The following is a 22,497-nucleotide window of genomic DNA, read 5'->3' on the forward strand; positions in this document are numbered from 1 at the left end:
CCGTGCAGTGAATGCCGGACCGGGACGGGGACCGACGCGCCCCGGGCCGTACGTGGGTCGGGGTGCCGACGGGGTCGTGCCGGGGCGGGGCGTGGGTCGGGGTGACGACGGGGTCGTGCCGGGGCGGGGCGTGGGTCGGGGTGACGACGGGGTCGTGCCGGGGCGGGGCGTGGACCGGCGGCGGCCGGGCGGGGAGGGCCTGACACCTACCCTCTCGCCGTGGGCACCGCCGCCCTGCGGCGTACCCGCGAGCCCGGTGCCGTGGCGATCAGGCTGCCCGCGTGGCCGGTGAGTGCCCGGCATGTGTCCGGGGCGGCCGGTTCTCCGGGCAGCGGGGTGAAGGGCGCGGTGGTGGTGATCGGTGGTCGGGTGGACAATCGGCCGCGCCGATCGGCCGCGTACAACCTGCCGTTCATCGCGGTGAGGACGATCGCGCCGCCCGCGCGGCCGAGTTCGCGCCAGGGCGCCGACGCATCCGGATCGGTGGGCAGGTCGGCGGCGTACACGTGGTGGAGCGTGTCGTCGGCACACACCGCGAACAGGCCGCCGTCGCACAGGGCGAGCGCGATCGTGCCGGCCGGCAGCCGGGCCACCCAGGTCCACGGCGCCGGCCCGGTCACCGGCGGCCGGCGCAACAGCCGGCCGTCGGCCGTGGCCGCGTACAGCACCAACGGCAGCGGCCCGGACGCCTCGCGCGCCGCCGCCAGCGCCAGCACGGGTCGTGCGGTGCCGATCGTGCGCCACGGCAGGTTCTGTCCGCTCACCTCGCGGCAGACCAGCGCGCCCTCGGTGTCCACCCCGAACAGCACGTCCGCACAGGCCGCCAGCGCGCGGATGTCGCCGGAGGGACCGATCACCTCCCAATGCGGCTGCCTATCCGCGCCGAGCCGATCGAGCACGTTGCGGGTGACCCGGTCCACCACCGGATCGGCCAGCGCACTGCCCCAGTTGATCGTGCCCGCGTTGAACACCGTGCCCGCGCCCAGCCGGAACGTACCCATCACCGCGTCCCCGCCCTGCCCGTAGCGGGCCCAGTGCCGCAGGTCGGCGGTGGCCAGCACGACGAAGGACGCCGGCGTACCGTCCCGCCCGGTGGCGCGGGGTACCCCGCCGCTCCAGTCCAGTTCGGTCGCGTCGGTCTCGTAGCCCAGCGCGCCCTGCGCGAACTTGTCGCCGTCCGCGAGGCCGGTGCCGGCGAACACCCAGTGGTCGGTGAACCGGGCGGTGTAGGTCTCCTCCCGGATCACCTTCATGCCCTCGCCCCACGCGCCCGCGCCGCGCCGGAAACTGAGCCCGGTCATGCTGTTCTCCGGGCGGTACACCGGTGCGCTGGACCACTCCACGGTGACCCGTTCGGGATCGATCGCCGCCATCGGGTCGGTCACCGCGTCCCGATGGCACACCATGGTGCGCCCGTCGTCCTCCAGACGCATCTGCCACCACGCCGTATTGGCCGCGAAGATCGCCAGGTTGCCGCCACGGCGGACGAAGTCCTCCACCGTGTCCCGCTGTTCCTTCGACCAGTACTCGTCGTGGCCGTTGATCACCAACAGCCGGTAGTGCCGCAGCAGTTCGTCGCCGCCGTGCAGATCCAGACCGGAACAGAACTCGACCCGCCGACCGGTGGCCCGCAACCAGCGCAGCAGGCCCTCCTCCCAGCGCTCCGGCGGCGGGCCGCCGCCGGGCCGGTCGAAGGAGACCCGGGCGGCGCGGTCCGGTTGTTCCGCGTAGTACAGGCCCTGTCCGGGCACGCCGGAGCGGTTGTACGCCTGCCAGGTGGCGAACGGTACGGACACCAGGATGCGGGCCGTCGTGCCCGGCCGAGCCGCACGCACCACGAACCACGCCTCGTGGTCCAGCGGTTCGACCCCGGCGAGGGGGGTGCCGTCGTCGAACACGGCCCGGTAGAGCGAGCTGGGCCAGTTCTCCGGCACGGCCAACTCCCATAGCCCGCCGTCGACTCGGGCGCGGGTGAGCACCCGTTCGGTGGTCGCGTCGATCACCGTGACCTCGCCGCTCACCGGGCCGCCGTCGGTCGAGGCGAGGTGGAAGCGCAGCCGGCCGCCCGCGACCACGGACGTTGCGCCGGCATACGCCAGAACACTCATGCGACCGGCTCCGCCACACGCTCCGCGAAGCCGGTCAACGCGCCGATCGGCACCTCCCGTCCGCTCGCCGTACGGATCAACAGGTCCTCCAACGCGACCAGATGCGCCTCCAGCGCATGCACCGGGAGATACGCCGTGTCGCCGGTGACGCTGACCACCAGCGCATCGCCCTCGGACACCACGTGCATGCAATACCGGCACGCGATGAACTCGTGCCCGCCCGCCGGTTCGACCCGGCTGTGGCTGCGTGCCGCGTCCAGTTCGGCGGTGGTCGGCGCCGGGCCGGCCGTCGGCGGCCGGTCCACCAGACGCATGTCGTTGAAGCAGCAGAACGGCCGGATCGGCGTGCCGCGCTCGGCCGCGATCCGCCGCATCAACGCGTTCCATCGATCCGGGTCGTAGCCGGCGCTGCGGTAGGCGCGCAACGACGCCTGCCACGCGGCGGGCAGCAGGTCGGAGAAGTACGCGGCCGGGTCCAGGTCCAGCACGAACAGGCCCTCCTGGGACAGCGTGGTCACCAGGTCGCGACTGTCCGCTCGGAAACGATTGGCCACGATCGGCAACATCACCGCCGTGTCCCGACCACCCGCCCGCGCGGCCAACACGGCCGCGCCGGCCAGCAGTACCGCGGACGGACTGATCCGGTGCCGCAGCGCGACCGCGTCGGTGGCCCGGGCCAGCGCCGCGGACACCAGGCGCACGGTGCGAAAGCGTGGCGCGGCGGGTTCGGCGACCACATCGGCGAACACCGTCGGCGCGATCCGCCGGTAGTGCGTCTCCCAGTGCGCCAGCGCCGATTCGCCCCGGCGCAGTCCGGTCGCCGAGGACTGCTCGTGGGCCAGATCCAGCGGTCCGGCCGAGGTCGGGCCGCCGGCCGAGCCGCGCCGGATCAGCAGCCGCAAGTCGCGCACCAGCACCTCGACGCCGTGCCCGTCGGTGGCCACATGGCACAGGGCCAGCGCCACGTAGCGGACCCGGCCGCCCTGCACGATCAGCCCGGCCCGGATCGGCCACGCGCCGAAATAGTCGAAGCGGGTCGCGCCGAGCCGCTCCGCCACCGCCGACGCGACCGTGTCCGCGTCCTCGATCAGTGCCGCCTCGAACACCTGCACCGGCAGGCTGCCCGCCGCGTGCCGGATCTGCCGGGGCTCGCCGTCGCCGGTCACCAGGCGGGTGCGCAACGCGTCGTGCCGCTCCATCAGCCGGCCCAGTGCGGCACTCGCCTGTGCGACGTCCACCGGCCCCCCGCGATCGGCGATCGGCAGGACCCGGGTCATGTTGAAGTAGTGGTCGCTGGGCGCGGTACGTCGGATGGCCTGCCAAATGGCCCGCTGACCCCAGGTCAGCGGTGCCTCCACCGGGCCGCCCGCGGCGACCGCGAACGGCGCCCGGACCTCGTGCGGGGCCGCGGTCGGATCACCGGCCGCGACCGGGGTTCTCGCCGCGTCGCGCTCAACCATCGCCCACCGCCACGCCCTGCCGGGTCAATCGTTCGACCAGCGTGTCCAGGTCCTCGACGAAGTCGAGATCGGCATCCAGGTCGAAGAACACGTCGAACTCGCCCTCCAGCGCGTCGATCAGCCGCAGGAAGGTCAGCGAACTCACCCCGGCGGCGGTCAACGAGCCCTCGCTGTCCAGTACCTCGCGCGCGCTCACCTCGCCGTCGCTGACCTCGGCGATCAGCGTGGCCACCCGCTCGCGCAACTGCTCCGCGCTCATGCCGCGTCCCCGGCCAGGCGCCGGCGCAGGCTCAGCGGACGGATGTCCGGCCAGACCCGGTCGATGTGCGCCGAGCACTCCTCGCGGGTGCCGACGAAGCCGGTGGGTACCCACCCGGCGGGCGGGTCGGTGCGCAGCGGCCACAACGAGTGTTGTTCCTCGTCGTTGACGACCACGCGGTACTGCTCCTCGGTGATTTCGGTGTCGGTGCTCATCGCTGCTCCTGGAGTTCGCGAATGGCGTCCGTGACGCCGGTGACGGTCGGGGTGTCGAAGAAGACGTCGAGCGGGACCTCGACGCCGAGCCGCTTGCGGATGCGGGCGGCGATCCGGGTGATGGTCAGCGAGTGGCCGCCGAGGTCGAACAGGTCCTCGTCCACGCCGAGATCGTCCAGCTGCAACACCTCGGCCCAGATCGCCCGGACGATCTCGGTGACCTCGTCGGCCGGCGCGCCCGGCGACCCGGCGGGATCGGTGGGATCGACCGGTTGGGGGCGGACCGGGACCGGTTCGGGCAACCGGGCGCGGTCCAGCTTGCCGTTGGGGGTGAGCGGAAACGCGTCCAGGACGAGGAAGGTGGTGGGCACCATCGCGGGCGGCAGCGTACGGGCGAGGTGGGTGCGCAACCGGTCCGACGGCACCGGTGGTTGCCCGGGTTCGGGGACCACGTAGCCGACCAGGCGGGCGTGTTCGGTGTCCCGGTCGAGCAGCCGGACCGCCGCCTGGGCGATGCCCGGATGCGCGGCGAGCAGGCTCTCGATCTCGCCCATCTCGATGCGGTGCCCGCGCAGTTTGACCTGCGCGTCGGTGCGGCCGACGTAGTCCAGGCCGCCGCCGGGCGCGTGCCGGACCAGGTCGCCGGTGCGGTAGAGCCGGGCGCCGGGCGGCCCGAAGGGGTCGGCCACGAACCGCTCGGCGGTCAGCCCCGGACGGCCAAGGTATCCGTGCGCCACGCCGTCGCCGCCCAGGAAGAGCTCGCCCGGAAGGCCCTCGGGCACCGGGTGCAGCCGGGCGTCGAGCACGTACGCGCGGGTGTTGGCCAGCGGGCGGCCGATTCCGGGCGGTCCGTCGGTGTGCAGTTCGGCGTAGGTGGACCACACCGTGGTCTCGGTGGGGCCGTACACGTTGATCAAACGGCCCACCGCGCGCCGCAGTTCACCGGCCAGCGGGGCGGGCAGCGCCTCGCCGCCGCTGATCGCGGTCAGTCCGGGGCGGTGCAGGCCGGCCGCGAGCAGCACCCGCCAGCCGCTCGGCGTGGCCTGTACGTGGGTGATCGCATGCCGCTCCAGGATGGCCAGTTGCGCGGGGCCGTCCCGGTGCCGGTCGTCGGGCACGAGCACCACGCGCGCACCGGTGACCAGCGGCAGCAGGAGTTCGACGGTGGAGATGTCGAAGGACAGCGAGGTGAGTCCGAGCCAGCGGTCGGCCGGGCCGGCGCCGAGCCGGTCGCGCATGCTCGCCAGCAGGTTGGCCAGGGCGTGGTGCGGGACCTCGACGCCCTTGGGCCGGCCGGTGGAGCCGGAGGTGTAGATGACGTAGGCCGGATCGCCCGGTTCGGGCCGGGCCGGTGGCTCCACCGGAGCGGGTTCGGGCCCGAACAGGTCGGGGCCGTACAGATCGGGCCCGGTCAGCACCAGGACCTCGGCGGCGGTGTCGGCGGGGCGTTCGTCGCGCTCGGTGACCAGTGCCGCGATCCGGGCGTCGGCGCGGATGAAGGCGAGCCGCTCGGCCGGGTAGCCGGGGTCCAGCGGCAGGTAGGCGGCGCCGGCGGCGAACACGCCGAGTACGGCGGCCACCTGCTCGCCGGTGCGTCCCAGCTCGATCGCGACCAGGTCGCCCGCGCCGATGCCGGCCGCGCGCAGCCGGCGGGCGAACACGTAGGCCGCGGAGGCCACCTGGCGGTAGGTCAGGAACCGGCCGGCACACACCACGGCGACCGCGTCGGGGGCGGCCCAGGCGCGGGCGGCGAACAGGTCGACGACGGTGTCCCGGGCCGGGTACGGCGTGTCGGTGGCGTTGTCCGCGTGCAGCACCCGGACCAGTTCGGCCTCGGGCAACAGCGGCAGGTCGCCGATGGGCAGGTCGGGGTCGGCCAGTGCGGTGGTGAGCAGCGTGACGAAGTGGCCGGGGATGCGCGCGGCGACGGCGGGGGCGAACGCGTCGGTGGGCACGTGCAGCGCGCCGTCGATCCGGTCCCGGCCCTCGACCAGTTGCAGGTGCGCGGTGTTGCGCGCGGTCGGTGGCAGGACGATCCACTCGACCCGCACCTCGACACCGGGAAACACCGGTTCGATTGCTCGGGTGCGTCGCCGGTAGCTCACGGTCAGGTCGGTCAGCGCGGTCCTGGGGCCCAGGCCGCGCACGGTGTGGCTGTAGGGCACGTCGCGGAACGCGTAGACGGCCCGCAGTTCCGCGCGCAGTTCGCGGGCGAAGGCGCCGAACTCCTGCTCCGCGCGGGGCCTGGAGGAGACCGGGAGCTCGTTGACGAACAGGCCCACCAGGCGGATGTCGGCCGGCGTGCGGGTGGACAACTCCAGTGCGGTGCGCACCCGCGCGTTGCCGTAGCGAAACAGCAGCGCGTGCCAGCCCGCCAGCAGCAGTTCGAAGTGGGTGACGCCCAGGCGCAGTGCGGCCTCTTCGAGCGCGGCGACCGCCTCGGGGCCGAGGGTGAACGGTATCGAGGTGCCCGGCGCGGGTTCGCTGCCGGCGCGGGTACCGGGCAGCAGGCCGGGCAGTACGGCCCGCCCCGGCTCCTCGCGGTGCCTGGCCCACACGCCGGTGCCGTCCGTGACCGGCCGGGCCGGGGCCGTTCCGGCCTCGACCGCCTCCGCCGGCCCGCGTGCGTCCGGCGCCGTGCCCGCCGGGTTCGTGCCGTCCCGGGCGGCCCGATAGGCCCGGGCCAGGCCGGCCACGACGATCTCCTTGGAGGTTCCGTCGAAGACCATGTGATGCGCCGTCACCAGCAGCGTGTGACGGTCCGGGCCCAGGGTGAACAGCGTGAAGCGTGCCAGGGGCCCGGCGAGCAGGTCGAACGGGCGGGCGAGTTCGGCCCGGATCAGCGCGTCGATCGCGGCGTCGTCGGCCGGCACCCGGCGCATCGGTGCGGGTGCGGCCGGCACCAGACCGGGGACGCCGTCGGCCTCACCGACGGCCGTCGCGAGCACGGGGTGGCGGGCGACGGTGGCCGCGCAGGCCGCCGTCAGCGCGGTCACGTCCAGCGGGCCGTCGAAGCGCAGCAGCACCGAGAGGTGGTAGGCGGACTCGGCGGGCAGCGTGCGCTCGGTCACCCACACGCCCAACTGGGCGGCGGACAGCGGCGCGAAGGACGGCTCGACGGCGAGCGCAGCGGCGGTGGGCGTGCCCTCGCCCTCGGTCGTCGGGGGGATCTGATCGTTGGTGACAGTCATGGTCGGACCTCGTCGTCCAGGAGCCGGCGCAGCTCACGCTTGAGGATCTTGCCGCCCTCGTTGCGCGGCAGGGATTCCCGGAACAGCACGTGTCCGGGCAGTTCGTGTGCGGCGAGGCGCTCCATCAGGAACACCCGCAGCTCGGTCGCGGTCAGATTGCCCAGTGGTACCACCGCCGCCGCGACGGTCATTCCGAGGACGGGGTGCGGCACGCCGAAGGCGGCCGCGTCGATGACCGCCGGGTGCTCGTGCAGGGCGTCCTCGACCTGCAGCGTGGAAACCTTGTGGGCCCCGGACTTGATCACGTCGCGCTCGCGGTCGACCAGGTACAGGAAGCCGTCCGCGTCCAGGTAGCCGAGATCGCCCATCCGCACCCAACGCCCGGAGAACACCCCGGAATCGCGGTCCTCGCCGTAGTAGGACCTGGGCGTGGTCGGCGAGCGCAGCCACACCTCGCCGGTCTCGCCCACCGGCAGTACCCGGCCCGCGTCGTCGGTCACCCGCAGGTCGCGCAGCGACGCGGGCCGCCCGGGCGAGTCGGGGTGTTCGGGATCGAAGAGCATCGTGGTCTGCGCGGGCGCGGCCTCGGTGGAGGTGTAGTAGTTGACGATCTGGGCCTGCGGGAACAGCCTGGACAGGCCCAGCGCGACGCTCTGCGGCAGGGCGGCGGCGGTGGAGCCCAGCAGCCGCACGTCGGAGAGGTCGCAGCGGCGCACCTGTTCCGCGCCGAGCAGTTCGATCGCCATCGCCGGGACCACGAACACGCTGCCCACCGCGTGCCGTTCGATCAACCGGGCGAAGTGGCCGGGAGTGAAGCGCGGCGCGGCGATCGCGGTCGCCTTCGCGTCCAGGGCGTTGATCAGCATGGTCTGCCCGGCGTTGGTGCCGACCGGGAAGGCGTGCAGGAAGTGCGCCGAGTGGCCCAGCGGGCGCCGGCGGGCGTCCAGCGTGCAGCCGTGCGCGAGGTTGGCGTGCGTTGCGGCCACGCCCTTGGGCGTGCCGGTGGTGCCGGAGGTGTACAGGATCTGGGCGAGGTCGCCGGCCGCGGGCGGCGGGAGTTCGCTGCCCGGGTAGGTCTCGATGTCCTCGACCGGCGCGGTCCAGGCGCCGGTGCCGGCGTCCGGCGGGGTCAGCTCGGCGCGGTGCAGCACGGCCGCGGCTCCGCTGTGCCGCAGCAGGTGCCGCACCTCGGCGGGCGCGAGTCGATCCGACATCGGCACCGCGACCGCGCCGGCCCGTTGCGCGCCCAGATAGGCGGTCGCGTAGTCGATCCAGTCGCCGTTGCCGTACAGCAGCGCGACCCGGTCGCCCGGTCCGATGCCGCGCGTGCTCAGCCCGGCGGCGACGGCGTCGGCGCGTTCGTGCCAGGAGCCGAAGGTCAACTTCTCCCGGCCGCTGAGGATCGCGGGTCGCTCCGGCTCCAGCTCGGCGCGGTGGGTGAGCAGCGCGGACAGGCTCTCCGGCGCCCGGCGGGCGGCCGGGACCGGGCGCGGGCGGGTGCCGGTGCTCATCGCGACACCTCCGCGAGGGCGGGCGCCGACTCGGCCGCCCGGGCCCGGAGCCGGCGTTCGCGTTCCTGGATGCCGACCTCGTCGTCCGGTGGTGCGTCCGGCACGTCCCGGTCGAAGCGGGCCAGCACCGGCAGGCGCAGGCCGATCACCACGAGCGCGACCATGGCGGCGCCGAACACCAGGTACAGCAGGCCGATTCCGCGACCCTCGCCGTGGCCGATCACGGTGCCGACGGAGCCTGCGAGCGGCCCGTCGTCGGCCATCAACGGTTCGAAGAGCTTCGCACCCAGCGGCGCGATGATCCCGTGTCCGATCGGCAGCGTTGACCACGCGACGAGGGTGTTGAGCGCGAACACCCGGCCGTGGAACCGCTGCGGCACCTTGACCTGGACGATGGTCGTGTAGACGCCGTTGACCAGGGACAGTGCGCAGGACATCCCGAAGGCGCCGATGCCGACCACCCACAGGCTCGCATGCAGTCCGGTGAACGCGGATGCGCCGGCCAGACCGGCCGCCAACCACAACATGCCGCGAAGCCGTTGCCGGCGCGGGCCGCCCCAGAAGCCCATCGCGATGCCGCCGACGATCACCCCGGCGCCGGCCGCCATCGACACCCGGGCCGCCCCGCCGAGCGAGTCGAAGGACAACACCAGCGGCGTGGTGAGCAGGAACAGCGGTGACAGGAACAGGTTCAGCACCGCGAACCACAACAACATCGCCCGAAAGCCCCGGTGGCGCCAGGAGTAGGTGAAGCCGTGCCTGATCTCCGAGGTCAGCGACTCGCGCCGGCGCCAGGGCAGGGTGCGCGGGAATTTCACGCACGCGATGATGGTGATCGCGATCGCGTAGCTGACCACGTCCAGGATCAGGATGCCGCGCAGGCCGATCCCGGCCATCAGCCCCACCGCGATCAGCGGGACCACGAACTGGGCGACCCCACCCGCCATTTGCACGATGCCGTTGGCGTGTCCGAGGTATTGCTTGGGCACCAGCTGCGGCACCGCCGAGGCGTAGGCCAGGCGCTGGAAGGTGAGCGCCATCGACAATGAACCCAGCAACACGTAGATGTGCCAGGGATGCAGGTTGCCCGAGGCCAGCAGCAACAACAGCACCCCCTGGGTGCCGCCGGCGGCGATGTCGCCGGCGAGCATCACCCTGCGCCGATCCAGCCGGTCCACGATGGCGCCCGCCAACGGGCCGATCAGGATGCCCGGGAGCATCCCGATCACCGCGTACAGGGCGAACCTGCCCATCGAGCCGGTCTCCAGGTAGATCCAGATCGGCAGGGCGAACTCGGTCAGCGCCGAGCCGGTGATCGACACGAGCTGGCTGAACGCGACCAGCAGGAACCGGCCCATCCCGGGCTGGGGTTCGCGTGCTCCGGTGCGCTCGGGCGTCTCCGGATCCCGCGGTGGGCCGGCCGATCCGTGGAACCACCACGGACCGTCCGCCTCGCGGGTGGGCAGCGCGTCGGTGTTCTCGGCGACCAGCGCGGGGTGGACCCGGGTGATCACCTCGGCCAGGTCGGCGGCGCGATGCTTGAGGAAGAAGTGGCCGGCCTCGTCGAGCATCACCAGGCCGACCCGGTCGGCGATGGTGCGCCATTCGCGAAAGCGTTCCTGGTAGAAGTCCGCGGCCGGGTCGCGGTCGCCCATCACCGATACGATCGGCGCGCGCAGCCGGGGCCGTCGGTCGGACAGCGCCTCGGTGAAGTACTCCTCGGCGGCCACCGAGTCACGGCGCATGTTGCCGATGATGAACTTCATCTGTTCGCCGTCCAGGTCCGCCATGTCGGCGCCCATCGAGGTCAGCCAGTTGGCGTAGACCCGGTCGCCGAGCAGCGGTTCGAGGGCGGCCACCTTGCTCAGCGTGCTCAGCACCCGGCTCTGCGGACGGGCGAAGGGGAACTGGGCGCCGATGTACACGGCGGCCAACTCGCGTCCGGCCTCCTCCAGTTGCCGGGCCACCGCGACGATCAGCGCGCTGCCGACGCCGCAGTGCCCGTACAGCGCGATCGGCCCCTCGACCCGCTCTCGGATCTCGGCCACGATCCGCCGGGCGAGTTCGTCGAAGGGCAGCCGCTCCTGGGTGACGCCCACGTCGTGGCCGGGGATCGCCACCGACCACAGGTCGTGCGTGTCCGGCAGCGCGTCGGCCAGCGGCTGGTAGACCACCGCGCTGCCGCCGCCGTAGGGCACGCAGACCAGGGACAGGGTGCGGCGTGCGGCCGGAACCGGCTTGGTGAGCCGGTACAACAGCCGGGCCGGGCCGCGTTCGGCCTCGGACAGGGTGGACAGCGCGGCGATCTCGCGGATCGTCTTGTGCGTGAACACGTCCATCACGCTGACGGCGCGCCCGCCGATCTCCGGGAGTTGCCGACGCGCCCGCGCGACCACCTGGGTGGCCAACAGCGAATGGCCGCCCAGGTCGAAGAAGTCGTCGTCGATGCCGACCTCGGGCAGCGCGAGCACATCGCACCAGATCGCCGCGAACAGCAGCTCGGCCGGCGTGGTGGGCGGTGCGTCGGCGGCACCCCTGGAGCGGCGCGCGGCGGGCGCGGGCAGCGCCTTGCGGTCGAGTTTGCCGCTGGGGGTCAGCGGCAGTGCGGGCAGCGCGACGAACGCGGCGGGCACCATGTAGTCGGGCAGCGTGCGCTTGAGCGCGGCCCGCACACCGTCGGCATCGAACCCGTCCTCGTCGCCGCCGGTTTCCGAACCGCCGGCTTTCGACCCGCCGGCTTCGGCGGCGCCGGACCTCGCCGGAGCCTCCACCGGGACCACATACGCGGTGATGCGCTTGTCGCCGGGAGTGTCCTCGCGGACCAGCACCGCGGCCTCGTCGATCCCGGGCTGCGCCCGCAACACGGCCTCGATCTCGCCGAGTTCGATGCGCAGGCCGCGCAGCTTGACCTGGCCGTCGAGCCGGCCGAGGAAGGCGAGGGTGCCGTCCGGACTCCACCGGGCCAGGTCGCCGGTGCGGTAGAGCCGGGCGCCGGGCGGGCCGAAGGGGTCCGGTACGAACCGCTCGCCGGTCAGTCCGGGTCGACCGTGGTAGCCCAACGCGACCTGCACACCGCCCAGGTACAACTCGCCGGGCGTGCCCAGCGGCGCGGGCCGCATCGCATCGTCGAGCACGTAGACCCGGGTGTTGTGGATCGGCGCACCGATCGGCACCGCGGCGAGCGGGCCCTCGCACTCCCACGCGGTGACGTCCACGGCGGCCTCGGTGGGCCCGTACAGGTTCGCCAACGCGCAGTGCGGCAGCCGCTCGCGGAACGCCCGGGCGGCGTCCGGCGTGAGCTCCTCGCCGCTGCACACCACCCGGCGCAGTGTCGTGCAGTGCTCGACGTCCTCCTCGGCCAGGAACACGGTCAACATCGCCGGCACGAAGTGCGCCAGGGTGACACCCTGTTCGGCGATCACATCGCGCAGGTAGCCGGCGTCCTTGTGCCCGCCGGGACGGGCCAGGACCAGCCGGGCGCCGGTGGTCAGCGGCCAGAAGAACTCCCACACCGACACGTCGAAGCTCGCCGGGGTCTTCTGCAACACCGCGTCGGCGCCGGTCAGCCGGTAGGCGTCCTGCATCCAGGTGATCCGGTTGACGATGCCGCGATGGGTGTTCGGCACCCCCTTGGGCCGACCGGTGGAGCCGGAGGTGTAGATCAGGTACGCGACGTCGTCGGGCCCGGGCGCGGCGTCGGACAGCGCGCCGGGAGCCGGGTCGGGCCAACTCGCGAGGTCCTCCAGGTACAGGACCCGGGCGGCGCGGTCGGCCGGCACCGGCAGGTCGCGCCCGGTCAGCAGCACCCGCGCGCCCGAGTCGGCGAGCATGAACGCGAGCCGCTCGGCCGGGTATTGCGGATCCAGCGGGGTATAGCCGGCGCCCGCCCGGAGCACCCCGAGCAGCGCGGCGACCAGTTCGGGCGAGCGCTCGGCGCCGACCGCGACCAGGTCGCCGGCACGCACGCCCTCGACCCGCAGGCGGTGCGCCACCCGGTCGGCGGCGGCGTCCAGTTCGCGGTAGGTCAGGGTGCGTTCGTCGAGGGTGACCGCGATCGCGTCGGGGGTGCGGGCGATCTGCTCGGCGATCAGGCTCGCCAGGCTCGCTCCGGTCGGCACCGGCGCGGCGGTGTCGTTCCAGTGGGTCAGCAGGTTCTCGCGCTCGTCCGGATCCAGGCCGTCGAGCGTGGAGACCGGGACGTCCGGGCGATCGGCCAGCACCGCCAGCAACCGGCCCAGGTGGCGGCCCAGGCGCGCGATGGTGGGCTCGTCGAACAGGTCGGTGTTGTAGTTGAACGCGCCGCGCAGGCCGTCCGGCCACTCCATCAGGAACAGTTCCAGGTCGAAGCGGGTGCCGCCGGCCCGGATCCCGAACACCTCCGCGGACAGCTGCGCACGGTCGCCGTCGGCGTTCGCGGTGGCGTAGTTCTGCACCGCCAGCACCGCCTGGAACACCGGTGAACGGGTCACGTCGCGCGGCACGTTCAGCTCGGTGACCAACTGCGCGAACGGCAACTCCTGGTGCGCGTAAGCCTCCAGGCAGGTCTCCCGGGTGCGGTCGAGCAGTTCGGCGAAGGTCGGGTCGCCGTCGGTGCGCGCGCGCAGCGCGAGCACGTTGACGAACATCCCGACCAGGTCCTCGACCTCGGGATGCGGCCGACCGGCGACCGGGGAACCGACCGCGAACGCGCGTTGGCCGCTGTGCCGGGCGAGCACCAGTTGAAAGGCGGCGAGCAGCACCATGTACAACGTCGCGCCGCGCTCGCGAGCCAGCGCGGCCAGCCGGTCCAGGAGTTCGCGGTCGACCTCGAATGCGTATCCGGCGCCCTCGAAGGTCTGCCGGGCCGGCCGGGGTCCGCGCGTGGGCAGTTCGAGCGGCTCGACGCCGGCCAGTTCGGTGCGCCAGTACGCGGTCTCGCGGGCGAGCGTCTCGCCGGTCAGCCGCGCGCGCTGCCAGATGGCGAAGTCGCCGTAGGAAACCGGGGGTTCGCTCACCGGTGCGGCACCGCCCGAGGCGTGCTCGGTGTAGCGGGTGAGCACCTCGCGGATCATGATCTCGCTGGACCAGCCGTCGCTGACGCTGTGGTGCACGGTCAGCAGCAGCACGTGGTCGTCCGCGGCCGACTCGATCAGCAGGGCGCGGAACAGCGGGCCCTCGGCGAGATCGAACGGTGTCGCGATCGCGGCCGAGACCAGCCGCAGCGCCTGCGCCGGATCCGCGGCCTCGGCGCGGGCGAGCGGGACCGGCGCCGGGTCGGCGATCTCCAGGTGCGGCCGACCGTCCTCGTCCACCAGGTAGCGCGAGCGCAGCGTCTCGTGCCGGGCGGCCAGGTCGGTCAGCGCCCGGGTCAGTGCCTCGACGTCGAGCGCACCGCGCAGGCGGCGCGCGATCGGGATGGTGTAGGCGGCCGTTCCGGGTGCGAACTGCTCCATGAACCACAGGCGTTCCTGGGCGTAGGACAGCGGCGGGACGGTGCCTTCGGGGCGGCGGGGGATGACCGGACCGGCGTCGGCGCGTCTGCGCAGTCGTCGTTCCAGGAGTTCACGCTTGGTCGCGGAGAGGGTTGCTGCGCGTGCCGGCGATTCCGTGCTCATGGTTGCGGACGGTTCCTCTCCCGGGAGAGCTCCTGCTCGGCGGTGTCCTCGTCCAGAGCCTCCAGGTCGGCGACCAGGAGGTCTTCGACGGCCGCGGCGAACCCGGCGAGGGTGCGGTGGGTGAACAGCGTGCGCAGCGGCACGCTCAGGTCGGCGGTGGCGGCGATGCGGGCGACCACGCGGGTGGCGAGCAGCGAGTGGCCGCCGAGTTCGAAGAAGTCGTCGAGGGCGCCGGCCTTGTCCAGGCCGAGCACGTCGATCCAGATCTCGGCGATCAGTTCCTCGGCGGCGGTGCGCGGCGCGAGGTAGGCGTGGGTCTGTTCGGCGCGCCGGTCCGGGGCGGGCAGGGCGCGGTGGTCGAGCTTGCCGTTGGGGGTCAGCGGCAGCCGGTCCAGTCGGACCAGCGCGTCGGGGACCAGGTGGGCGGGCAGCCGGCCGGCGAGTTCGGTGCGCAACTCCGGGACGGTGAGGTCGGCGTCGGTGACCACGTAGCCCACGAGCGCCTCGTCGCGGGCGATCACCGCGGCCTGGCGCACGCCCGGGCGGGCCAGCAGCGCGGCCTCCACCTCGCCCGGCTCGACCCGATGGCCGCGCACCTTGACCTGTGCGTCCAGTCGGCCGAGGAACTCCAACTGCCCGTCGGAGCGCAGGCGGACCCGGTCGCCGGTGTGGTATCGGCGCGCGCCGGGCGGCCCGTCCGGGTCGGGACGGAAGGCGGCGGCGGTGGCGCCGGGGCGACCGAGGTAGCCGTGGGCCAGGCCCGCGCCGCCGATCAGCAGTTCGCCGGCCACCCCCGGTGGCACCGGGTTGCCGTGCGCGTCGGCGACGACGATGTGGGTGTCGTCGATCGGGGTGCCGATCGGTGGGCGGGCGAGGGCGTCGGCCGGGCCCAGCTCCGAGGTGGTCGCGATGATCGTGGTCTCGGTGGGGCCGTAGGAGTTGACCACGCGCACCCGATCGCCGAAGCGGGCGCGCCAGGCGGCCACGGCGCCGGGGCGGACCTGGTCGGCGCCCAGCACGAGCAGGCGCAGTGCGGGCGGCCAGGCGATGGTGTCGGCGCCGGTCTCGACCAGTTCGTGCCAGTAGGGCGTGGGCAGGTCGAGCACCGTCACGTCGGCCGCGCCGCCCTCGGCGAGCACGTCGGGCAACGTGGCGTCGGGGGCGGGCAGGACCAGCGTGGCGCCGGCCGCCAGGCACGGGTACAGCTCCTCGGCATGGGTGTCGAAGCTCAGCGAGGCGCTTTGCAACACCCGGTCCCGGTCCTGGATTCCGTAGCCGGAGCGCATCCAGCGCACCCGGGCGGCGAGCGCGCCGTGCGGGACCAGAACGCCCTTGGGCGTACCGGTGGAGCCGGAGGTGTAGATCAGGTACGCGGGGTGCTGCGGTCCGAGGTGGACCGGGTCGAGGGGCGTGGGAGGGTCGGCGGTGTCCGCGCCTGGCACGCGCACGACGCGCACGTTCTCGGGCAGCTCGTGCGGGGGTGTGCCGTCGGTGAGCACGACCCGGGTGGCGCTGTCGGCGAGCATGAACGCCAGTCGGGCGGCCGGGTATTCGGGGTCCAGCGGCAGGTACGCCGCGCCCGCGCGCCAGGTGGCGAGCATCGCCACGATCGCGTCGGGGCCACGCGGGCACAACACGCCCACGAGGTCGCCGGGGCCGATGCCGGCGGCCTGCAGCAGGCGGGCCGCCGCGTCCGTGCGCAGGCCGAGTTCGCGGTAGGTGAGGGTGGCGCCGGGGGCTCGCAGCGCGATCCGGTCGCCGGGTACCCGGGCGATCGCGGCGGGCACGCTCTCGGCCGGATCGGCGGGTGTGCCCGGGGCGAAGGCGCCCGGGTGCAGCCGGGTGCGATCGGCGGCGGTCAGCAGCGGCAGCAGGTGTACCGGCGTCTCCGGGTCGGCCAGGGCGCCGTGCAACAGGGTCTCCAGGCGCGCGGCGAGGCCGGCCACGGTGGACTCGTCGAACAGCGCGGTGCGGTAGCCGAACACGGCGATCAGGTCGTCGCCGGCGCGCCGGATGTCGAGCGAGAGGTCGAACTTGCCGGCCCGATGCCCGCCGTCCTCCTCGACCGCGACCAGGTCGGCGAACCGGTGTTCGGGTCCGGTGTCCCGGTCCTGGGTGTGTACGGTCAGCAGGGTCTGGAACAGCGGTGCGGGAGCGGCCGGATCACGGTCCACCCGCAACTCGGCGAGCAGTTGCTCGAACGGGATGCGGTCGTGTCCGTAGGCGCCGAGCGCGGTCTTGCGGGTGCGCCGCAGGAGTTCGGCGAAGGTCGGCGTGCCGCGCAGGTCGGCGCGCAGCACCAGGGTGTTGGAGAAGTAGCCGATCATCTCCTCGTGGTCGACCTCGCCGCGTCCGGCGATCGGTGCGCCGACGGCGAAGTCGCGCTGTCCGCCGTGCCGGTGCAGCACGGCCTGATAGCCGGCGAGCAGGATCATGAACGGCGTACAGCGCCGGGCCCGGGCGACGGTGTCCAACAGCGGGCCGATGCCGGCGAGCCGGCGGGTGTGGAAGGCGGCGGCGGAGCCGGTGTCGGCGGTGCGCGGGCGGTCCAGCGGGAGTTCGAGTGCGGGCAGGTCGGCGAGTTGCCGGCGCCAGTAGTCGATCGCCCGGTCGGTGTCCGGGTCGGGTTCGCGTTGGCGCGCGGCGTGGGCGGTGTAGGCGGGCAGCGGCGCGAACACCGGGTCGACGCCGTCCCGGTGTGCGCAGTAGCGCAGTTCGAGCTCGCGGCGGAGCAGGTTCAGCGACCAGCCGTCGGCCACGATGTGGTGCAGCACCACGCACAGCACGTGCTCGTCGGCGGCGAGCCGGATCAGGCTCACCCGCAGCGGTGCGGCGACCGCGAGGTCGAAGCCCGCGTTGACCCGTTCGCCGAGTACCCGCGCCAGTGCCTTTGCGCCCTGTCCGCTCAGGTCGAGGGTCTCGATCGGGACCGGGCCGGGGGGTTGCACCACCGCGGTCGGCCGGCCCTCGTCGTCGGGGAAGCGGGTACGCAGCGCCTCGTGCCGGGCGATGACGCCATCGAACGCGGCGCGCAGCGCATCCGCTCGGAGCGGGCCGCGCAGGCGCAGCAGCCAGGGGATGTTGTACGCGGCGTCGCCGGGTTCGAACCGGTCGAGAAACCACAGCCGTTCCTGACCGAAGGACAACACCCCGGAACGTTCCCCGGGGACGCGGCCGTGGTCGGATCCGGGATCGCCGGCCGCCGCCGACCCGGTTCGCCCGGCGCCGTCGGCCGGGTCGAATCGTGCCCCGGACCGGGTGTGGGAAAGCGTTCGTTCGTCGTCCATGTCGACCCCCTCGCCGGCATCGCCCGAGGGACGCGACGCAGCGACCGAACGGCCCCGCCGTCATCCCGTTCCCGGGATCCGACCCGGTGCCGCAGGTCGATTCCCGGCACGGCGGCGCGTCGGGCAACCTGCCGTCGCCCGATCGAATGTCCGCCCCCGTGGCGTGCGTCGGCCACGCTAGGAGTGCCATCGACGCAGTGTCAATGGTCTATACCAAACCGAATATTGGTCCAGACCTTGAATCAAGCGGAACCCGCCCGACCGGCCCCGGAGACCAACCGGGTGTTCATTGCCCGGGCCGGGTGCGCCGGCCGGAAAACACCCTCGCCCGCGCCTCGCGCACCCGAATTCGACCCCGGCGGGCATCCCGGTGGGTGCCCGGCCGCGCCGGTGGCCGGCACATCGTCCGCGATGCCGGCGGGCGGCGCGCCCGGGTCGCCGGCGCGTTCGGGTCGCGCGGGTTGCTCGGGCCGCCGGGTCGCCAAGGCCGCCCGGGTTGGCACGTCGCCCGTGCTGCTCAGGTCGCCCGGATCGCCCGGGCCGCTCTCGTGAACGGAGCGATCAGCCCGCGCCGCCCCGGGGCCGAGCCCGACTCACCCCTGAGCCATCGTGTGGTGGGCGAAGACCCGCTCCCGGGCCGTGGACACCGCCGTGGCGACCGCGCCCGACAGGACCGCCTCCTCGCCCAGACTGCTCGCCGCCACCCGGGGCCGCAGCGGGGTCAACTCGTGCAGCGCGGCGGTCATCGGGCCCATCAGCAGGTCGGCGTTCGCGCCGATGCCGCCGCCCAGCACCACGAGTTCGGGATCGAGCACCGCGGTGACCGCGGCCACCACGTGCGCCAGCCGCTGTGCCTCGTGCCGCACCGCGCCGGCGGCCGGCTCCACCCCGCGCCGCGCCGCGTCGAAGACGCCCTTGGCGGTGAGCGGACCGGTCATGCCCAGCGCCCGGGCGCCACGCACCACGGCGTCGGCCGAGACCGCGTCCTCCAGCATGCCGCGGCGCGGTACCGGCGCGCTCGCCCCGTGCCCGACCCGGTCCGAGGGCCGCGGCGACAGCGGCAGGAAGCCGATCTCACCGGCGGCGCCCGAGGCCCCGGGGAACAGCCGTCCGTCGGCGACGATGCCCATGCCCAGGCCGGTCCCGACGGTGACGTAGACGAACAGCGGACAGCCCACGCCCGCCCCGCTGTGGTATTCGCCCAGCGCCGCGAGATTGGCGTCGTTGACGATGTCCACGGTGGTGCCCAGCGCGCTCTCCATCCGCCCGCGCAACCCCGGTCGGCCCCACCCGGGCAGGTTGACCGCGTAGCGGATCCGGTCGGCAGCGCGGTCGTACACGCCCGGACAGCCGATCACCGTGTGCACCACGGCGGTCGGCGCCAGGCCCGCGTCGGCCACCACGGTCTGCGCCAGGTCGGTGGCGGTGGCCAGCATCGTCACCGAGGTGCGGGCCCGGTTGTGCCGGTCCTGGCGGGCCAACAGTCGGCCGTCCAGGTCGGCGACGGCGACCCGGATCCAGGATCGTCCGACGTCGATACCCACGACGTAGCCCGCGGTCGGATCCGGTTCGTACAGCAGTGCGGCCCGACCGCGCGCGCCGGTCTCCAGGCCCACCGCACGGACCAGCCCGGCGCGTTCCAGCGCCTCCAGCGCGGTGGATACGGTGGGCTTGGACAGGCCGGTGTCACGGGCGAGTTGGGCCCGCGAGATGGGTGCCGCGGCGCGTACCCGGTCGAGGAGCACGCGCTCGTTGATGCTGCGCAGCACGCCCCGGTTCCAGTGCGCCACGGGGGGCGGGTCGTTTTCCGGTGGGATCCCACCTGCGGTCATCGGTTCTCCGTCAGTGGTGTCGAGGTGCTCGCGCCACTGTAACGGCCATGGAAGGGCAAAGATGTGGACCGGATCCGGGCTCACCCTTGACGGGGATTAGTTAAGGAATTTTACTTTACAAACCGGCCGCGCCATGAGCCGGGCCGCACCACGAAATCCCTTTTCCCGCACCCCCGTTCCGACTCCCGGTGTCCCCCGGGCGTCCCCTGTTCTGGAGGTTCACGGTGAGCGCCGGCCCAAGAGCGACCACGCCGGACGGCGGATTCGTCCGCCGGATCGGCCTGTTCCAGGCGACCGCGATCAACATGAGTCAGATGTGCGGCATCGGTCCGTTCGTCACCATCCCGCTGATGGTGGGCACCTTCGGCGGCCCGCAGGCCATCCTCGGCTTCCTCGCCGGTGCGCTGCTCGCCCTCGCCGACGGGCTGATCTGGGCCGAACTCGGCGCGGCCATGCCCGGTGCCGGCGGCACGTACATCTACCTGCGCGAGGCGTTCCAGTACCGCACCGGCCGGCTGATGCCGTTCCTGTTCGTCTGGACCGCGATCCTGTTCATCCCGCTGATCATGTCCACCGGCGTGCTGGGCATGGTGCAGTACCTGCAATACCTGTGGCCCTCGATGTCGCAGACCGAGGGCGACTTCGTCGGCGTCGGCATCGTGCTCCTGGTGGTCCTGCTGCTGTGGCGCAAGATCGAGTCGATCGGCCTGTTGAGCAGCGTCATGTGGGTGGTCATGCTGATCAGCGTCGGCGCGGTGATCATCGCGTGCTACACCAACTTCGACGCGGACCTGGCCTTCACCTACCCCGACGGCGCCTTCGACCTGGGCGCCACCGGCTTCTGGCTCGCCTTCGTCGGCGGACTCAACATCGGCATCTACGACTACCTCGGCTACAACACCACCGCCTACCTCGGCGCCGAGATCAAGAGCCCCGGCCGGGTGTTGCCGCGTTCGATCGTCTACTCCATCGTCGGCATCATGGCGATCTACCTGATCATGCAGATCGGCGTGCTCGGGGTCACCGACACCGACACCATCTCCGGCTCCTCCTCGATCGGTTCGCTGGTCCTGGAGAAGGCCTGGGGCAAGGGCGCGGCCCAGACGGTGACCGTACTGATCCTGATCACCGCCTTCGCATCCGTGTTCGCCGGCCTGCTCGGCGGCTCGCGCGTGCCCTACGACGCGGCCCGCGACCGGGTGTTCTTCAAACAGTTCGCCCGACTGCACCCGCGACACCGCTTCCCGACCGTGGGCCTGCTCACCATGGGCGCGGTCACCGCGGCCGGCTTCCTGATCGGCAACCACACCGACTTCAACACGATCATCGTGCTGCTCACCGCGGTGATGGTGATCGTGCAGGCGGTCTCCCAGGTCGCCGCACTGATCGTGCTGCGCCGCCGGCAACCGGGCCTGGAGCGGCCGTACCGAATGTGGCTGTACCCGGTGCCGGCGCTGGTCTCGCTGGTCGGTTGGATCGCGATCTTCTGCTACGCCGACAAGAACTCGCCCGGACGCCACCCGATCGAGTGGGCACTGGCGTGGGTGGCACTGGGCTGCGCCGCGTTCCTGGTGTGGGCCAAGGTGGAGCGGACCTGGCCGTTCGGCCCACACGAGATCAGCGAGGAGTACCTGAACCGGTCCGGCCCGGGATCCGGGTCGGGTTCCGACGCGGACTCGCGTTCCGACTCCGGCGCGAACTCCGATGCGGACTCGCGCTCCGACTCGGACTCGAACTCCGGTGCGGGCAAAGCTGGTTCGGGAAGCGCGGGTTCGGGTGCGGTCGGCAATGTCGCGGAGCCCGCATGACGGCGCTCCACCGAGGCCGGGCCCCCGGTACTCCCGACTCCGCGCCCGCGCCGGAGCAGGTTTTCGCCTGCTCCGGCGCGGGCGCGGGCGAGGCCTTCGTCTGCGGCATCGACTTCGGCGGCACCAAGATCGCGCTGGCCACCGCGCGTCCCGACGGCACGGTATTGGCGAGCGACCGGCTGATCACCGACGCCCGCGAGGGAGCGGTCCAGGCGGTGCGACGCGCGGTGGCGGCGACCCGCGCACTGGTCGCGCACACCGCCGCGACCGCCGGCGGCCACTGCGCGGCCGTCGGCGCGGTCAGCCCGGGCATCGTGCTGCCCGACCGGATCCTGCTCGCGCCCAACGTGCCCGGCTGGCAGGACCTGGCCCTGGCCGCGACGTTGTGCGAGGGGCTGGGCCTGGACCCCGAACGGGTGGCCGTCGGCAACGACGGCAAGGCCGCCGCACTCGCCGAATCCCGCTGGGGCGCACTGCGGGGCGCGGACCCGGCGATCCTGCTCACCGCCGGTACCGGGATCGCCGCCGCGATCGTGCTGGGCGGGCGCGTCCTGGACGGCGCGCACGGGGCGGCGGGCGAAATCGGCTACCTGCTGCGTGGTCGCGCCGACACCGGCTTCGGTGCGGGACGCGCACCCCTGGAGGAGTACGCCTCCGGCATCGGACTGGGCACGCGAGGCAGCGAACTGCTCGGCCGTGAGGTGGACGCCGCCGCGCTGTTCGCCGACCCGGACCCGCGGGTGCGCGCGCTGGTCGACGAGGCGTTGGACGAACTGGCCGTGCACGTGGCCAACTTGGCGATCACGCTGGACGCGGAGCGGATCGCGGTCACGGGCGGCCTGATGCGCTCCGCTTCGCGGGTGCTGGCCGCGCTTCGGGCTCGGGTGCGGGTGGGGGTGCCGTTTCCGCCCACGGTGGTGCGGGCGCGGTTCCTGCAGGATGCGGCGCTTCGGGGGGCTCTCTCGCTGGCCGCGGAACTGTTGCCTCGCTTTCCGGGCGCGGTGGCCTCGAACGCGGGTCGCGCTTGAACGCCTTGGCCTCATGCGCACGTTGGGCTGGGCTGGTTCGCCTCAAGCGCCGGCGGGGCTGTTTGGCCTCATGCGCCGGCCGGGCTGGGTTCGCCTCAAGCGCCGGCGGGGCTGAGTGGCCTCAAACGCCGGCCGGGCTGATTTGGCCTCAAGCGCCGGCCGGGCTACTTCGCCTCAAGCGCCGGCGAGGCTGGGAGGCCTCAA

General features: G+C 73.2%; 11 protein-coding genes. 2 read left to right on the forward strand and 9 right to left on the reverse strand.

The window, feature by feature from the left end; translation table 11 throughout:
• Positions 1 to 206 precede the first annotated feature (206 nt).
• The 9 genes from ACIBM5_RS42950 to ACIBM5_RS42990 form a co-directional block, all read right to left on the reverse strand.
• Positions 207 to 2,108, reverse strand: a complete 1,902-nt coding sequence (locus ACIBM5_RS42950) for a N,N-dimethylformamidase beta subunit family domain-containing protein (RefSeq protein WP_396012128.1) — start codon at positions 2,106 to 2,108, stop codon at positions 207 to 209.
• Positions 2,105 to 3,568 carry a condensation domain-containing protein gene (locus ACIBM5_RS42955; RefSeq protein WP_396012129.1) on the reverse strand — a complete coding sequence of 488 codons (1,464 nt, stop codon included), beginning with the start codon at positions 3,566 to 3,568 and terminating at the stop codon, positions 2,105 to 2,107. Before ACIBM5_RS42955 ends, ACIBM5_RS42950 begins: the two co-directional genes overlap by 4 nt.
• Positions 3,561 to 3,827 carry an acyl carrier protein gene (locus ACIBM5_RS42960; protein WP_391585675.1) on the reverse strand — a complete coding sequence of 89 codons (267 nt, stop codon included), beginning with the start codon at positions 3,825 to 3,827 and terminating at the stop codon, positions 3,561 to 3,563. The genes ACIBM5_RS42955 and ACIBM5_RS42960 overlap by 8 nt, the downstream gene beginning before the upstream one ends.
• A complete protein-coding gene (locus ACIBM5_RS42965) occupies positions 3,824 to 4,042 on the reverse strand; it encodes an MbtH family protein (protein ID WP_391585674.1) in 219 nt (72 codons plus the stop codon). The genes ACIBM5_RS42960 and ACIBM5_RS42965 overlap by 4 nt, the downstream gene beginning before the upstream one ends.
• Entirely contained in the window at positions 4,039 to 7,233 is a 3,195-nt protein-coding gene (locus tag ACIBM5_RS42970; RefSeq protein WP_396012130.1) for an amino acid adenylation domain-containing protein, read from the reverse strand. The genes ACIBM5_RS42965 and ACIBM5_RS42970 overlap by 4 nt, the downstream gene beginning before the upstream one ends.
• On the reverse strand, positions 7,230 to 8,744 hold the full coding sequence (locus ACIBM5_RS42975; protein ID WP_396012131.1) for an AMP-binding protein: 1,515 nt from the start codon (positions 8,742 to 8,744) through the stop codon (positions 7,230 to 7,232). The genes ACIBM5_RS42970 and ACIBM5_RS42975 overlap by 4 nt, the downstream gene beginning before the upstream one ends.
• Entirely contained in the window at positions 8,741 to 14,338 is a 5,598-nt protein-coding gene (locus tag ACIBM5_RS42980; RefSeq protein ID WP_396012132.1) for an amino acid adenylation domain-containing protein, read from the reverse strand. Before ACIBM5_RS42980 ends, ACIBM5_RS42975 begins: the two co-directional genes overlap by 4 nt.
• Positions 14,335 to 17,625 (reverse strand): amino acid adenylation domain-containing protein, encoded by a 3,291-nt coding sequence (locus tag ACIBM5_RS42985; RefSeq protein WP_396012133.1) that lies wholly within the window; start codon positions 17,623 to 17,625, stop codon positions 14,335 to 14,337. The genes ACIBM5_RS42980 and ACIBM5_RS42985 overlap by 4 nt, the downstream gene beginning before the upstream one ends.
• 593 nt (positions 17,626 to 18,218) lie before the next feature.
• Positions 18,219 to 19,457 (reverse strand): ROK family protein, encoded by a 1,239-nt coding sequence (locus ACIBM5_RS42990; RefSeq protein ID WP_396012134.1) that lies wholly within the window; start codon positions 19,455 to 19,457, stop codon positions 18,219 to 18,221.
• A 224-nt stretch (positions 19,458 to 19,681) separates the two neighbouring features.
• Here ACIBM5_RS42990 and ACIBM5_RS42995 point away from each other — a divergent pair, with 224 nt between their 5' ends.
• Entirely contained in the window at positions 19,682 to 21,265 is a 1,584-nt protein-coding gene (locus ACIBM5_RS42995) for an APC family permease (RefSeq protein ID WP_396012135.1), read from the forward strand.
• Positions 21,262 to 22,293, forward strand: coding sequence for an ROK family protein (locus tag ACIBM5_RS43000; protein WP_396012136.1), 1,032 nt, complete (start codon positions 21,262 to 21,264; stop codon positions 22,291 to 22,293). Before ACIBM5_RS42995 ends, ACIBM5_RS43000 begins: the two co-directional genes overlap by 4 nt.
• The last annotated feature ends 204 nt before the right edge of the window (positions 22,294 to 22,497 follow it).

It is taken from the genome of Embleya sp. NPDC050493, from assembly GCF_044458105.1.
Classification (GTDB): Bacteria; Actinomycetota; Actinomycetes; order Streptomycetales; family Streptomycetaceae; genus Embleya.